Here is a 15,191-nt window from a genome sequence, read left to right on the forward strand (position 1 = left end):
CTAGAAACATGTCGGCTTTTTATCATTCTTATCAAAAAAGGACAAATCCTGCCTGTCACATGTTGTGCGAGCTACCTTCTTTTTCAGGTAGTCACTTCTAAGTAACCCCATTCCTTAATACATTTTATTGAATACGACTGAGGAGGTACGCGCGTGGCGGAGGGGAAGAAAATTTTTGTTGGTAACTATAAAGGAGGAGTAGGCAAAACTACGAGTATTTACCAGATTGCCTTACACCTAACAGCAGCAGGGAAACGTGTACTGCTTATCGATTTAGACCCACAATGTTCGTTAAGTGAGATTTGTCTTACAAGGATTGGTACTACCCTTGATCAACTTGAGGGACAAGAGTGCCTAAATTATGTGTATGATATGTGGCTCCAATTTAAACAATATCCATATTTGACCTATACTCTTGATACGAAAAACCTAATAAAACAAACCTCTGAAAAAATCCACTTTATTCCATCCAATATCTTTTATCGAAATGGGGGTCTTGATCAAATTGCTACATATTTGAAAGATGATTTTGAGGACCTTGTCGTGTTACAACAATTCTTCCAAAATAGTGGAATTGGAAATAACTACGATTATATTTTATTTGATTGTCCACCAAGCAATAATGTTATTACACAAGGTGCATTTCTTCTATCAGACTATTACGTTATTCCATCAATTATACAAACGATGAGTATACGGGGAGTCGTTCATTATATTAAGACGGTCGAAAAGATATATAGAAAGCATTGTGTAGAAGATGAAAAAGCGAACCTCGCAACCCTTTTATTTGGCCCGAAACCAATGCTTATGGGGATATTTGAAACCTTGAAGAAAGGGTCTGTAAAAAATCAATCTGTTTTACAGGAGCTAAAAGAAGATCTGATAGCATCTGGGATTGACTCCATGTTGTCGGATATAGAGAAGGGGAATTATCTATTTACCACAATTATTAATAATTATGAAGATATTGCTCGTGATACAGCTCATGGAAAGAAGCGTTCCGAATACGCTGATTTAACCGAAGAAATTCTAGCTTGCTTGGAACCAAATTTATTCAATAGCTATCTATAAATGGGGGAAGTATTCGATGAGTACAGTTACATTTCAAAAACTAGTTGTTCATTTAGAAAAGGTAAAATCAATCTACGAAACACTACACCTTTCAAGAAAGGAGATTAGTGAAATTGAAATAGCAATAGAGACTTTTAAAAAATACGGAGAAATCTCGATCGATGCATTAGTGACCGAGCAACAGAAAACGGGTAAACAAGCAACTAAAAAGGGGAAAATGTCATTCTCTACCACTGTAGACCTTTTATTTCAAAAAAAGTACGGAGAATTATCGGGGACAAAACTAACATATACGGAGCTACAGACACCACAACAAGTTGTTGATTATATAGAAGGAAGCTCGAAAACAACAGTCATGAAGGATTCTACTGCACTAGATTTAAAACTACTCTATTGCATGTTAACGGGTGAAAACTTGGAATTGAAAGGTACGAAAAACGCAGTTTACGAGTCAATTAAGAGTACGATTAGAGCTAAAAAGAGGGGAAAAGCATTTTTAGAATATGTATAAATTGAATTATAAGGAAGGTATCAAAATAAATGCCCCACGTTAGGCGTGGGGTTGTTACGTAATGGAAGGAAATTCAAACGTGAATTCAGTTCCTTCTCCTATCGTACTTTTAACGCGTACAGCTCCATTCATTGCCTTGACGATACTGTAAACCACCATCATTCCTAGGCCAGTCCCTTTAGAGCCTTTTGTAGAATAATAGGGCTCACCAAGTCGTTCAATCTGTTCTTTTGACATACCTATACCTGTATCTCTAATGACAATTGTAACATTTGATCGATCATAGCCAGTTTCTACAAATAATTCACCACCGCGTGGCATTGCTTCTATAGCGTTTTTAATAACATTGATAAAGCATTGATGGAATTTTTGGCGGTCACCATCAATAGAGCCAATTAGAGCAAAGCTTGTATTGATTTTGACTGAATATTGATTCGCAGTTGGTTTTAAAATCGAGATAACTTGTTGTAATTCTCTTTTTACCTGCAGTTCTTCAACAGTCTCTAAAGCAGGCTTTGAAAAAGTTAAATAATCCTGAATAACTCTTTCGGCAGACCCTAACTCTTCTTTTATGATTGATAGATATTCTTTCTGCTTATGACGCGGAAGGTTGCTCGTCATTAGTAATTGGACAAAACCGGATGCTGCTGTAAGTGGATTTCGAATTTCATGAGAGATAGCTGCCCCCATTTGTTCGACAGCCTGTAATTTTTCTGTTTTTACAACAGTCAGGCGCAACTGAATATTTTTTCTAATAAATTCGATTAAATAAGATAAAATGCCTAATCCAACGGGTGGAACGACCAAATAAGCAAACCAAGCATCAAAAGGATCGCTTGGCGGTGTGAAAAACTGCATGCCGCAGGCTGTTAATACAGAGATAATAAAAGTCAAAGAGACAGCGATGCACACACGCTTATTAGAACTTTGTTTCCAGAACCATGGATACATCTTCCATAAGAGAATGGAAAGAGGGAAATACAGTAGAGCAGTCGCATAAAATCCTGGGTCAAGACCGAAAATACCTCTCATAATGATGACTGCAATAGACAAAAATGGACCTATTCCTAGATACAATCCTCCAATTAAAACTGGAAGATAACGGAGGTCGTAATAAGAGGAAGGAGTAGGTTTAAAAGAAATTGTAAAGCAAATCAAAAGAAGCACAACGCACCCTAAGAAAGCCTCCCATTTTGAGATGGTCAGGTTTCGTTTTCGTTCAAACCATATTAATCCAATAAATAGAATAATAATTAATATTGCAAGGTTAAATAAGAAGTGCTGTGTAATTTCCATAATTCACCTACAAAAGAAGTTGATACTAAAAGTTTATAATAGATTTAATGTTTCGACAATATAATTCTACAGATTTTGTAAATTATTTCTCATAAGTATTTTTATATAGCAATTGGGCAAGTAAAACCTTTGAAATAGAATGAATTTGGGTTAAAATGGGACTTATTACTTACTGTTACATATTCCTTATTTACTATTGTTATAGATATTGAGAACAAGAGGAGGAACGGATGAATAATATTGTGGATCGGGTTTTGGGGAGTTTAGGTATTGATTTAACATTAAAAAAGAGAATACTTGTGATTTTTGTAATGCTCATCATTCTTCTGGGAACTTTTCTCCTGTTTGAGCTTGATAAGCGCACAACATTTAACAAATTAGTATCTCGTAATTTGAATGAACAGAGTATTGTTCAGAATGTTTCTATTCAGATTCTGGAACCTTCTACTGGGAATAGAAAAGCAAGTGTTATTCTTACGGACGAAAAAATAATTGAAAATGTTCTGGAAGATTTCTCAACCATGAAACTTAGAGAGGATAGAGACGCACGACAATTATATAGAAAATACAGGATAAGTATTCTTACAACGAATGAAAGAGATGACATTCTTTATACGGAAAGTATTAACTTTAGTTTAGACGAGGAGTTTCTGGATGAATATGAAATAACAAATCACTCAGATCATCTCAAAACGATTCAAGAATTAGTTGATCGTGAGGACATCGAGTGGATAACATACTAAAACGCACTTTTAAAAAGTGCGTTCCTGATTGTGGACAAGCAGTCGCAGGGCTAGCCAAAACCTATTAGTTCTGCAATGAAAATGTAGAAGAAGCCTCTGGTACAGATAATCCAAGTCGTTTTAAATGCTTACGAATCCCAACTCTTTCCCACGTTTGGTAAAGAGGTTGTGTAAGTGCTTTTTTAGGATAAAAAATACCTACATTCGTGAGTTCTTCAAAATCTAGACCTTTGTGAACTAGTTGTTCAATTTTTCGATCGCGCTCATTAATTATATCTAAATAAGGAACCATCGCTTCGTTAAATTCCTTTTTTGTAAAAACACCTTTTTGATGTCCGGTTATGTAGGTGTTCACATCTAAGGAAAGTAATCTTTTGGCAGAAGCAATAAATTCATCGATATCTCCATCTGTTCCACAATACCAAGGTCCAAAGGTTGTCATATCGTAATCACTTGCAAAAACAACACCTAAGTCAGGGAAATAAGGACAAGCGAATCCCTTTGTATGTCCCGGTGTATGAAGGAATCTAACAGTTACATCACCAAATCGATATTCTTTTTCATACTCATAGAAATCCGAAATATCGGTAAGGTTTTCTACCCATTCTGTTGGCACAGAATTGCGAAATAACTCAACTCCAGACGACCCCCATTCTTGATAAATTCCATTCAATTTTGCGACACCGTCAATGGAACGTGCAGTCTTATATTCAATCGAATTAATCAGCTTTGGTGTATAGGGAAACAAGTGGTTATGCTGTGTGTGGTCGGGGTGGTAATGAGTGTTTACAATTAGGTCAACCCCTTTTCGACTCTCTATTTCTACCAATGCCTCAGGCGCAGCACCGGTATCAATTAATACTTTATCAGGACAATCAATATAAAGGCTTCGTGAAAATGGTACTTTGCTTTTGCTGGGACCTTCAATAATAAGGAGCGGTCCAATTCGTTCCATATAAACACCTCTTTTATATGTAAATTGAGTGAATGTTCATTCATTATAGCATGGAGCCTGATGTAATGCTATAATTTTTACATAGTTGAGGTTTGAAAGGAAGTTGTAAAATGGAAGGGAAAAGTGCACTTATTGCTGGGGCGACAGGTTTAATTGGAAGTGAGTTGCTCCAGTTTTTGTTACAAACAACACAATATGAACGGGTATATGCGTTGGTACGAAACCCACTAGGGATGAATCATCCAAAGCTAACAGAAGTTGTAGTCGATTTCAGTCTTCTAAATGAGTATTCACAGTACTTTAGTGTTAATGATGTGTTTGTATGTTTGGGTACAACGATTAAAAAGGCAAAGACACAGGAAGCAATGTATAAGATTGATGTGGAGTACCCTGTAGAAATTGGACGTATTGCCAAGGAAAATGGAGCAACACATTACTCAATTGTGAGCGCAATGAACGCTGATCCAAATTCAAAAATTTTTTATTCAAGGATGAAGGGTGAGCTTGAGCAAAAAGTAAAAGCTTTGGACTTTGAGCAACTGTCTATTTTCCGTCCATCTCTTCTTCTTGGTAACAGGCAAGAATTCAGGCTTGGCGAGGAAATTGGTGCTGCGTTATCAAAAGGATTACGATTCTTATTTGTCGGCCCGCTTAAGAAGTATAAAGCAATTGAAGGAAAAACAGTTGCAAGAGCAATGTACCGAGTTGCTCAGGGAAAAGGGAAAGACCAAATAATTTATTCCTCTGCTGAAATTGAGGAGATAGGGAAGAAGTAGTGCGAGCAATCCTCCCAGAAGGAAAACAATTAAATTTAGCAAAGGCACACTCAATTTCACAAAAAGGTGTGTCTTTTTTCAGTACACAAGGGTTATAGAATTTACTTGCTTTGAACCAAATGTAAGATCCTAGTAGTTTATTTTCTAAACACAAACAAACGAACATATATTCGTGTTATGATAATTAAAAACCTTATGAAGAAAAGGTGATTACTATTAATATACAAGAACGAATGGAACATTATAAAGTTCAAGGTGTAAGTATTGCATTGATTAAAAACGGTCAAATTAGTGGAACAGAGAATTATGGAATTCTTGAGGCGAACAGTAATCGAAAAGTAAATGAGAATTCTATTTTTAGTGCATGTTCTATTAGTAAATTCATAGCTGGACTGACGGCTTTAAAGCTGGTAGAGGAAGGACATCTTACTTTAGATGAAAATGCAAATGATAGACTGGTAACATGGAAAGTGCCTGAAAATAACTATACAAAAATTAAAAAAGTTACGTTAAGAAATTTACTCAGTCATCAATCTGGAATTTTGGATCCTGAAGGGAGTTTTTATGAACTACGATCTGACATAGGTACTCCATTACTAGTTGAATTACTAGAGGGAAAGACGCCTTATTGTAAGGATCCTATTGAAGTACATTACGAGCCGGAGAGTGAATTTCACTACTCAGATGCAGGTTATTGTATTATTCAGCAACTTATAGAAGATGTGACACGAACGCCATTTTATCAAGTAGTAAATAAGTTCATATTTCAACCATTAGGAATGAAAAATAGCTATTTCCATAACACATTGGAAGAGATAGAGAAAAAAGAATTTTCATGTGGTCATAATAGAAAGGGCGAAGTAGTTAATGGGAAATATCCTATTTACCCTTATCCAACAGCTTCAGGAGTATGGACAACTTCATTAGATTTAGCTACATTGGTCCTCGAGTTAATGGATGCTGTAAAAGGGGAAAGTAAGATTGGAATTTCAAAAAGTTTGGCTAAAGAAATGATAACGTCTCAAAGAGGAAAAAGTTGGACAGGATTAGGTGTATTTCTAGAGGGAACTGGAACCGAATTAGAAGTTACAGCTTTAGGCTGGGGAGTAGGTTTTCAGTGTATGGTGGTGGCGTATCCGCATATAGAAAAAGGTACCATTATTATGACGAATACTGAATTAGGTGTACATCAGATGAAAGGGATTATTGGAGAGATTTATAAATCTTACATATAAAGGCATGTGCCCAGCATCATACTGACTCATGCCCTTACATGCTCTTTTTAGAATAGACCGTGCTCACATTTCTATGCTAATTGATGTTCCTTCACATATCGATTGTGAGGATGATCTTTGCATTCCTGGCTGCAGGATCTGTAATGCTCATGCTCACAGTCCTCGCAAAGTAGTAAGTGCTTGTTGCATTCTGGATTGCCACATTTCACGTATCGTTCTTCAGATTTTCCACAGTGATAGCACTTGCCAACCACTGTTTCTTCACCAGTTCGATTGACTGGTACAGAGATTCTCTCATCAAAAACATAACATTTTCCGTCCCAAAGTACACCTTTTACTTCTGGGTCATAGCCGTATGAGATGATTCCACCTTCGAGCTGTGAAACGTCCTGGAAGCCTTCTTTTACAAGAAATCCAGAAAACTTCTCACAGCGAATTCCACCGGTACAATAAGTTAAAATTTTCTTATCCTTGTGCTCACTTAAGTTTTCTTCTACCCATTTTGGAAGCTCTCGAAAAGTTTCAATATCAGGTCGAATTGCACCTCTGAAGTGGCCTAGGTCATACTCATACGTGTTACGTGCATCAAGTATGATAACATCCTCTTGTTGTAGTGTATCGAGGAATTCCTTTGGAGAAAGGTGTTTCCCAGTTATCTCGTTAGGATTTAAGTCTTCTTCTAAGTTCAAATTCACTATTTCTGGTTTTACTTTGACCTTTAGCTTTTTAAATGCATGTTCTTCACTTGGCTCAATCTTAAATACCATATCTGAAAAACGGGAATCACTTCGCATTATCTCCATATATCTTTCAGTCTGATCGACTGTTCCAGAAACCGTACCATTGATTCCTTCTGTGGCAACAAGTATTCTTCCTCGTAGTCCTATGGAAGAACAAAGCTCAAATTGAGCGTCTCTAAAACCTTGTGGGTCCTCAATGTTTGTATATTTATAATAAAGTAATACTTGATAATCCATATTCTTCACCTATTTCAATATAATGCTTTTTCCTTAATGTATAATATCAAAAAGTAAGGGGCAAATAAAGGTACTTTTTATTTCCTTATTCGGTAGCAACGTTGTGTATTTGCGAGAAGCAGGTTTCGTAATTCCTTTTCTTCCATTCGGTACAACAGGGCGAGCTGCGTAAGTATATCCTGCAAAAACAGTGGAGTAGTAGGCAGAGCTGTAAAATCACCTTTATATGGCCAAGGACCATCGGTTTCAATTAACAGCTGTGATAGTGGAACTTGTTTTACCAATGCATGATCACGAGACCGGTAGCAAACCTCAGGTGTGACCGAAATAAAATAACCTGCTTGAACAATCTTTTGTATGACATCCGTTGGTGCTTTTAACCAATGAAAATGGGCATGTGTGATCTGATTTTTCTCTACTAAATCTAACACCATCTGGGCTTTATCATGGACCGCATGGAGGGCAACTGGTAAATGGTTCTGGGCAGCAACACCCAAACAACGGTCTAAAAAATCATTATAGAGTTTTAATGAAAACGGTAAGTTTGCAAGATTGTAATGAGGCAAGCCAATTTCACCAATAGCAACAATGTTTCCTCTTTCTTTATGAACTAATTGTTCCCATTCAAGATAATCCAGTTCAGACGGAAGTGGTTGTTCAGGATGGAACCCTAACGCTGCATGGACGAACTCGGGGAATTGGTATGTAAGCTCTAGAGTACGGTAGGAGGAAGAAAGATCATTTGAAACAGCTATAACACCAGTAATCCCAGCTTCCTGCCATTTTTTTAGATCCTCAAAAATTGTGTTACCTTCATATTGCTCAAGATGGATATGTGCATCAATCATTTTTTTCACCTCACTATCTTGATAGTAGCAAAGTTACATCCATATAAAAAGACAGAAAGGAAACCTTTCTGTCCTGATTAATGCGGCTTTAATATAACTTTAATACAATCCTCAGTTTTGGTGTCAAATACCTCATATCCATGTTTTGCTTGCTCCAGTGGTATCACATGAGTAATGATGTCACTAGGATCAAACTTTCCTTCAGCAACGAGATCATGAAGTTTTGGAATGACAGGAATAACATGGGCTTGACCCATTTTTAGTTGGACGTTTCTCTCAAAAATATCTCCAAGAGGAAATGCATTGTATCTCATACCATAAACACCAGTGAGCTGAATCGTTCCACATTTCCTTACGGCCTGAGAGGCAATGACAATGGCACCCATTGAACCACCGTGGAGTTTTAAGCCAGTTGCTAAAAATTCCATTGGTGTCATTTTTCCGTCCATACCTACACAGTCAATCACAACGTCTGCGCCACCTTGGGTGATTTCCTTTAGGTGATTTCCAATGTTCTCTTCACTTTCAAAGTTCACAATTTCAACGTTATTGGTTCTTTTGGCGTGCTGTAATCTGTATTCTACATAATCAACTGCAATTACTCTTTTTGCTCCAAACATCCAGGCAAATTTCTGAACAAGTAAACCTACTGGACCACAACCGAGAACAATGACGGTATCTCCTTTTTTTACCCCTGCATTTTCGACAGACCAATACGCAGTAGATGAAACATCAGCTAGTAATACAAGTTTCTCATCTTCAACTTCGCTATCTTCTGGTACTTTGAAAGGGATGAAATTTCCATAGGGCACACGTAAATACTCAGCCTGTCCACCAGCAAATCCACCTGTTGTTTCCGAATAACCTAAAAATCCACCCATTTCACCATGTTCGTTCGCATTGTCACATTGGCTTGTGAAGTCATTGGAACAATACCAACACTTTCCACAACTCATATTAAATGGAACAATCACCCGATCCCCTTTTTTCACCTTTGTAACTTCTGGTCCAACCTCTTCCACAATTCCCATTGGTTCATGCCCAATGATAAAATTCTCAGGCGTATTTGGGATCATGCCATGAATTAAATGCAAATCCGATCCGCAAATGGCAGAGTTTGTTACCTTCACAATAATATCATCCGCTTTTTGTATTTTGGGATCTTCAACCTCTTTAACAGCAACATCTTTGATGCCTTGATATGTAACAGCTTTCATCTGGTAATTTCCTCCTGCACTCTATTTATTCGGTGTTGCGAATGTTCCGCGTCTGTCAGTGTCATTCGGATAAAGCTCCATTCTAGCAATGGCAAGGGCCATATCAGCAGATTTTAGATCTAATTCAATTTGCTTTTCAACATCATTGGGATACAACCAGCCTTTGCTAATCATTAAATCTGTAATTTCTTGATGTAAATCAATTCCTTGTTCCATCTGCCGGTATAGTGCTTGTCGTAACTCAGGGTTTGCCGTTTCAGTTAAAGCAACTGAATAGTAACGGATTCCTGTTTTTACAGAAAGTAAGAAATCCATCGCGAATGAGGCATCGGCCATCTTTGGCATTCCTTCTGAGTATTTAGGATCTAAATAATCCTGGTTCATCATCATCACCTCTTACTGTTTTGAATTCGTACGTGCTTTTTCATACAATGCCTTCAATTCTTCAATCGCTGCAACTGATTGCTGCACATCTTTTTGCATAAGCTTTTTTAAATCATTATCAAAGCAAATGCCTTGCATTAATTTTGAGCGAACCAAACAAATTGTTTTAAAATTTATCATTTCATGGGTATCCATCGTTTCGTGGAAGCCTAGAGCATCATGATTCATCAATGTGTCACTCCTTTTTAATGTTAGGATGACCTATTTTTTACATGAACCACCAAAAATAATGAAAATACTTATTACCAAATTTAGTAAGTGCTAGGGGTGGAATAAGATACAACGTCAAAGGAAATCTAACAGTAAGAAACATGAGAAAGGAGAATCTTCATGACACAATATATGGGGCTGCATGAGACATTAGAGGTTCATGAATTACTTACATTTAAAAATTTATGCGTGACAAAGGCCTTTACGATGAGCGGACTTGTTCAAGACCCTCAGCTAAAAAGTATCCTAACGAATGATGTGGCATCGGGAAGAAAATTTATTACCCAACTACAGCAATTAATCACGGATAGGAGCCAAAACAATGAATGATTTAATTAAAAAATTTATGGGTATGGGCGGGATGACAGATAAGGTTATTGCAACCGATTTTCTCATTTCTGCCAAAGCTGGTATCCGAAACATTGCATTTGCGATTACTGAGGTATCAACTCCCCAGGTAAGGGATGTATTAAGAGAGCAACTAAGGAATGCGGTTGAAACACATGAAAACATCACAAATTATATGATTCAAAATGGAATGTATCACCCAGATGATTTGCGAGAGCAACTACAAACTGATCTAGCTATTACTCAAACAGCACTTAAACTAACAGAGTAACAAAAAGGTATTTTTCTTCCGATTCTCGGGTTAGAAAAATACCTTTTTTACATTTGTTTTAGTATTCTGAACTCTCGGTTTTAAGAGTATGGTACGTTTGAAAACTAAACTCTTTAAATGGAGAATCAGGAAGATGATCAAATAATTCAACGGCTTTTTTGGCAGCAGAGATGGCTTCTGTTGTGTTGCCGAGTTCGTAATAACAAAGGGCTTTATACGTTTCTGCTAAATAAAATTGAGACAAATCAAATGGATGGTGATGGAATGTGGGGATCTGAACTTGGTCAAAGAATTCGATCGCCTCTTCATAAAGGGTTAATCCATGTAATGCCTTCCCTTTTTCAAGATAGAGCCAATATTTTAATTGTGGATTAACATTTATTTCAGTTAACGACTTGTCAATGATTTCGAGAGCTTGCTTGTAATCTCGTTTCACCGTATTTAAAGATTCAAGATAAAAAAGTTGATATGAGGCCTTGGACATTTCATCATCTGAGAACTCAGCGTACTGCTTTAATTTCTTTAGATAGTAATCATGTAACTCCCATTCCTCTGCCATCATTGCATAAGCAGCAGCAAGTCTATATAAATCATCAATTAAATAAAATGTTTTGTTTTGTTGAGAAAATGAAATTGCCTCGTCCATAACACGTTTTGCTGAGTGAGTATCACCCACTGCGAATTGAAGGATTGCTTCATGATAATCAAGATCTAATCTTGAAATTGGATCTATAAACGCATGCTTCTGTTCGATTTCATTTCGCTCATAAAGAATTGTCTCTAATGCTTTTTCATATTTCTTATCAATCAAATAAACGATTCCACGAAAAATACCTATACTAGTTCTCTTTGTGGTTATATTCATTTGATCATAAAGAAGAGCTGCTCGATTAAGTGGTTCTTGCCAATCAACTTTTTTCTCCCAGTAAAGACAATATCCATAGAGCTCTAACAATCTTGCTGCTACATATCCCGTGTTTAATTTAGTTACAAACGGTTCAATCAGCTGTAATAGTTTTTTGTATTTATCAGGCTGATCTTCAAAATCAAGAGCGAAGAGTTTTTCAGCCTCGTCTAACACATCACGTAATTCATCGAAATTAACCTCATGTAAGAGCTGTGACAGGTCAATCTCTAATCGTTCGGCAATATAGGATAGGCTCTCCATGGAAGGATTTGCTTTATTATTTTCAATCAGGCTTAGCATGCCTTTTGTGAGCTTTGTTCCTGCAAGCTCTTCAAGGGTAAGTTTCTTCTGTTTTCGCAATTTACGTATACGTTCACCAAGCATGTGTAGTAGGCACTCCCCTATTTTTGTTATTTTGTTTAATTATATTAAACTTTTTATTGAATGGAAAGTAATATGTATGGTATGATTTGTTTAATTAAATTAAACTTTCCCGAAAGCGGAGGAATTAACATGAATGAAACCCAAAAGCTTAGAAGGGCAACGTATCATTTGTATACGTTCACATTTAGTAAAATCATTTCCTCATTTGGCGCACAAGTATACGCATTTGCAATCAGCTTTTATATTCTACAACTAACCGGGTCAGCAACAAGCTTTGCCACAAACCTTATCTGTAACCTTTTACCAAGAACACTCGTCGCACCACTCGCAGGGTATGCAGCAGATAAATATTCAAGAAAGAAAATTATTATTATTTCACAACTTGTCACTACTGCCGCAATTGCCGGACTGTTAGTAGTGAGTCTCACCTATGGGTTATCATTGGTTGCGATTTATACTACAACCGTAGTCCTCTCCATTGCTACTTCTTTTACTGGGGTAACCTTCACTTCATCGATTACAGGGTTAGTGGATGAAGCGAGGATTCAAAAAGCAATGTCATTAAACCAGATTTCAATGTCCTTTGCTGCAATTGGTAGTCCTGCAGTCGGTGGGCTATTGTATGGTGCAGTCTCCATGGAATTATTTTTAGTGATGTATATTGTTGCATCTGTGATAGCTGTCATACTTGAATCAACAATGAATTTTACTCTCTTTGCTAAACGTAAGAAACAAGCAGAGGGAGATCAAAACGAAACAGTATGGCAGAGCATCAAAGCAGGGATTACCTATCTAAAAACAAAACAAGTTATTATGATTATGATTTGGATTTCATTAATCATAAACTTCCTATTTGGAGCGTTTGAAGTAGGTTACTCGTTTATTCTAATTGAAAAATTAAAACTGGAGTCCCAGCATTTTGGTTTTACACAAGGAGCATTTGCTATTGGCATGTTGTTGTTCTCAATCTACTTCTCAATTCGAAAAGAAGTAAAATATCCGTTCCTGTTTTCTAAGCGGGGAATACTCGGGTTAGGTGTTATTATGGGATTAATGTCAATTCCATTACTATTCTCGATGTCATACTGGACTGTGTTTACCTTTTATTTCATTCTAATGTTCTTATTCGGTTCAACCATAATTTTGGTGAACACACCGCTACAAGTTATGATGCAAAAGCTTATTGATGACGATTATAAGGGCCGAGTATTTTCTATCCTAGAGACAATGTCCATTGCGTTAATGCCATTGGGTATGATTATCTTTGGCTATCTGTACGATGTATTACCAGGGCAATATATTCTCATTACTTCTGCAGTTATATTAATTGGGGTAGTGTTATTCTTAGCTAGACCGAGTGTTGTTCGAAAAGCTCATCCGGACCTTGGAAAGAATGAAGCCGTCGCGCAAAAAACAGGAACAGTTGTATAACGTAAATACGTATATAATGGGGCAGTGGATTTCGTGTTAGAAATTCACTCCTTTTCATGTGTGGAAGGAATATCTATGGTAGAATTTGAATAGTTCAAAAATCAATTTTTGATAGGGGAATACAGGTGAAACATTTATTTCATCAATGCGTTGAAGGCAATGTGATTAAAACGTACGAATATTTAAAAACACTAGTTCCTAAGACGGAAGAGCAACTTGAGCTAGTGGAGAAATATGAAAACCGTTTTTTTAAGGAAGAAAAGAATATTTTGATTGAACATGAGGATACATGGATTAAACATATAATCAATACATATCGGGAGTATTTTGAGGTTGTGTTAACCAATCGAGTCGACCGTTTGGAAGCAGAAAGGCGTTTACTTGAAAAATTAAATCATTATTTACCCATCGGTCAAAGAGGAACGAACATGAAAACGACTGAGGACAATTTAAAAGTTATTTTTAACGAAAAGGGTTATTCCTTTTTAGGTGGAAAGGTTCAACCTCATTATGGGCCGTTTATTTGGAAAAGCGAGTACAAAAAAGAGTATATAGTCGACCTTCCTGGGGCAACAAAGAAGGTTGAGGTACGCTTTTTGGATGACTTTCTGATGATCAGTTGGTTGCACTTTGCCACTTTTGGAGAGGTATATGCAGGTGGCTGGGCAGGAAAGGATGCGTTGTACTGCGTTTTGCCTAATTATTTCGATAAGCTAGATACAGACGCGTTTCATGTATCGTTTCTAAAGCACGAAGCACAGCATTTCAGCGATTATGAGCAATTTCCAAAATTGAAGGGACCTGACTTAGAGTATCGAGCAAAGCTTGTTGAGATAATCTACTATTCAAATCTTGATTTCTTTGAAAAATTACTTGTCCAAGCAGTAAATAACCCGAACCCGCACAATTACTCAGCATATATCATACTAAAACGATTTTCGAACCATTTCTTTGATACAGTTGCTGAAAAACGGATTGAAAAGTGGGAGACAATTGATATAGAGGAAATATGCCAATTTGCAAGAGAACTCTTTGATGAGCATACTAGGTTACTGGAAGCTGAAGATGTACATACAGTAGAGGGAATTATTTAGATTTTGCTTAATTCAGAAAAAACTCCTTCCTCATCAATGAGAAGGGAGTTTTTTTGATTTACGTATGACTCCTTGAACCTTTTTAATTTGTGTAGAAATTATGACAATATGTCATAATTCATTTACAAATGACAATGTGTCGTTTATGATTGCGATAGTGAGGTGACATGATGTCATGTTAAAAGTAGAGGGTACTAAGGAACAACACAAAGAAAGGCTGCGAAAGCTTGTAGAACGGTTACAAGATCTAGGTGTTAAAGCTACGATCTGTAAGAAACCTGTAACTTTATTGAGGTAGAAGTTCCATCTTGTTCTTAGTAAGAGATCAATTATAAAGTTAATAATTTCGTAGAATAAAGAAACCTCCGAGGGATGCCTCAGATTATCAAAGGAAGTTTTTCGAGCAAGCTCGAAAAAATCTGGGAAAAAATACGTCAAGCCGCATTTAATAGTGAAACTAACCTAAGGGAGAA

Annotated in this window: 18 protein-coding genes; 10 read left to right on the forward strand and 8 right to left on the reverse strand. The window is 36.8% G+C overall.

Translation table 11 applies throughout. The annotated features are described in order from the left end of the window. Positions 1-153: 153 nt before the first annotated feature. Positions 154-1,071 carry a ParA family protein gene (locus tag ACWNMY_RS18155; protein WP_449539662.1) on the forward strand — a complete coding sequence of 306 codons (918 nt, stop codon included), beginning with the start codon at positions 154-156 and terminating at the stop codon, positions 1,069-1,071. A gap of 16 nt (positions 1,072-1,087) precedes the next feature. After that, complete coding sequence (locus tag ACWNMY_RS18160; protein ID WP_449539663.1) at positions 1,088-1,582, forward strand: hypothetical protein; 495 nt, start codon at positions 1,088-1,090, stop codon at positions 1,580-1,582. 54 nt (positions 1,583-1,636) lie between these two features. Here ACWNMY_RS18160 and ACWNMY_RS18165 read toward each other — a convergent pair whose 3' ends face one another. Continuing rightward, positions 1,637-2,878: an ATP-binding protein gene (locus ACWNMY_RS18165; protein WP_449539664.1), complete on the reverse strand. Its 1,242-nt coding sequence runs from the start codon at positions 2,876-2,878 to the stop codon at positions 1,637-1,639. A 230-nt stretch (positions 2,879-3,108) separates the two neighbouring features. Between ACWNMY_RS18165 and ACWNMY_RS18170 the strand changes: the two genes are divergently transcribed. Next, complete coding sequence (locus ACWNMY_RS18170; RefSeq protein ID WP_449539665.1) at positions 3,109-3,621, forward strand: hypothetical protein; 513 nt, start codon at positions 3,109-3,111, stop codon at positions 3,619-3,621. Positions 3,622-3,685: 64 nt separating this feature from the next. Here ACWNMY_RS18170 and ACWNMY_RS18175 read toward each other — a convergent pair whose 3' ends face one another. Then, entirely contained in the window at positions 3,686-4,576 is an 891-nt protein-coding gene (locus tag ACWNMY_RS18175; RefSeq protein ID WP_449539666.1) for an MBL fold metallo-hydrolase, read from the reverse strand. A gap of 110 nt (positions 4,577-4,686) precedes the next feature. Here ACWNMY_RS18175 and ACWNMY_RS18180 point away from each other — a divergent pair, with 110 nt between their 5' ends. Then, positions 4,687-5,352: an oxidoreductase gene (locus tag ACWNMY_RS18180; RefSeq protein WP_449539667.1), complete on the forward strand. Its 666-nt coding sequence runs from the start codon at positions 4,687-4,689 to the stop codon at positions 5,350-5,352. 206 nt (positions 5,353-5,558) lie between these two features. Beyond that, a complete protein-coding gene (locus ACWNMY_RS18185) occupies positions 5,559-6,587 on the forward strand; it encodes a serine hydrolase domain-containing protein (RefSeq protein WP_449539668.1) in 1,029 nt (342 codons plus the stop codon). Positions 6,588-6,658: 71 nt separating this feature from the next. Here ACWNMY_RS18185 and trhO read toward each other — a convergent pair whose 3' ends face one another. The 5 genes from trhO to ACWNMY_RS18210 all read right to left on the reverse strand — a co-directional run bounded on the left by trhO (position 6,659) and on the right by ACWNMY_RS18210 (position 10,241). Continuing rightward, positions 6,659-7,564 carry an oxygen-dependent tRNA uridine(34) hydroxylase TrhO gene (gene trhO, locus ACWNMY_RS18190; RefSeq protein ID WP_449539669.1) on the reverse strand — a complete coding sequence of 302 codons (906 nt, stop codon included), beginning with the start codon at positions 7,562-7,564 and terminating at the stop codon, positions 6,659-6,661. Positions 7,565-7,641: 77 nt separating this feature from the next. Beyond that, complete coding sequence (locus tag ACWNMY_RS18195; RefSeq protein ID WP_449539670.1) at positions 7,642-8,412, reverse strand: TatD family hydrolase; 771 nt, start codon at positions 8,410-8,412, stop codon at positions 7,642-7,644. Positions 8,413-8,489: 77 nt separating this feature from the next. Next, the gene (locus ACWNMY_RS18200; RefSeq protein WP_449539671.1) at positions 8,490-9,629 is read right to left on the reverse strand and encodes a zinc-dependent alcohol dehydrogenase; all 1,140 of its coding nucleotides are present in this window, start codon (positions 9,627-9,629) and stop codon (positions 8,490-8,492) included. Positions 9,630-9,650: 21 nt separating this feature from the next. Then, positions 9,651-10,013 (reverse strand): spore coat protein, encoded by a 363-nt coding sequence (locus ACWNMY_RS18205; RefSeq protein WP_449539672.1) that lies wholly within the window; start codon positions 10,011-10,013, stop codon positions 9,651-9,653. Positions 10,014-10,025: 12 nt separating this feature from the next. Further along, positions 10,026-10,241 carry a spore coat protein gene (locus ACWNMY_RS18210; RefSeq protein WP_449539673.1) on the reverse strand — a complete coding sequence of 72 codons (216 nt, stop codon included), beginning with the start codon at positions 10,239-10,241 and terminating at the stop codon, positions 10,026-10,028. A 162-nt stretch (positions 10,242-10,403) separates the two neighbouring features. On the opposite strand from ACWNMY_RS18210, the gene ACWNMY_RS18215 reads away from it, so the two are divergent. Both ACWNMY_RS18215 and ACWNMY_RS18220 read left to right on the forward strand, forming a co-directional pair. Next, complete coding sequence (locus ACWNMY_RS18215) at positions 10,404-10,613, forward strand: hypothetical protein (protein WP_449539674.1); 210 nt, start codon at positions 10,404-10,406, stop codon at positions 10,611-10,613. Next, entirely contained in the window at positions 10,606-10,902 is a 297-nt protein-coding gene (locus ACWNMY_RS18220; protein ID WP_449539675.1) for a spore coat protein, read from the forward strand. The genes ACWNMY_RS18215 and ACWNMY_RS18220 overlap by 8 nt, the downstream gene beginning before the upstream one ends. Positions 10,903-10,960: 58 nt before the next feature. On the opposite strand, the gene ACWNMY_RS18225 is transcribed toward ACWNMY_RS18220, so the two are convergent. Then, entirely contained in the window at positions 10,961-12,193 is a 1,233-nt protein-coding gene (locus ACWNMY_RS18225) for a helix-turn-helix domain-containing protein (protein ID WP_449539676.1), read from the reverse strand. Between the two features lie 129 nt (positions 12,194-12,322). On the opposite strand from ACWNMY_RS18225, the gene ACWNMY_RS18230 reads away from it, so the two are divergent. The 3 genes from ACWNMY_RS18230 (at position 12,323) to ACWNMY_RS18240 (ending at position 15,016) form a co-directional block, all read left to right on the forward strand. Then, on the forward strand, positions 12,323-13,624 hold the full coding sequence (locus ACWNMY_RS18230) for an MFS transporter (RefSeq protein WP_449539677.1): 1,302 nt from the start codon (positions 12,323-12,325) through the stop codon (positions 13,622-13,624). Positions 13,625-13,749: 125 nt separating this feature from the next. Then, positions 13,750-14,718 (forward strand): hypothetical protein, encoded by a 969-nt coding sequence (locus tag ACWNMY_RS18235; RefSeq protein WP_449539678.1) that lies wholly within the window; start codon positions 13,750-13,752, stop codon positions 14,716-14,718. A gap of 175 nt (positions 14,719-14,893) precedes the next feature. Beyond that, entirely contained in the window at positions 14,894-15,016 is a 123-nt protein-coding gene (locus ACWNMY_RS18240) for a hypothetical protein (RefSeq protein WP_449539679.1), read from the forward strand. The last annotated feature ends 175 nt before the right edge of the window (positions 15,017-15,191 follow it).

This window comes from Ferdinandcohnia sp. Marseille-Q9671, from assembly GCF_976954385.1.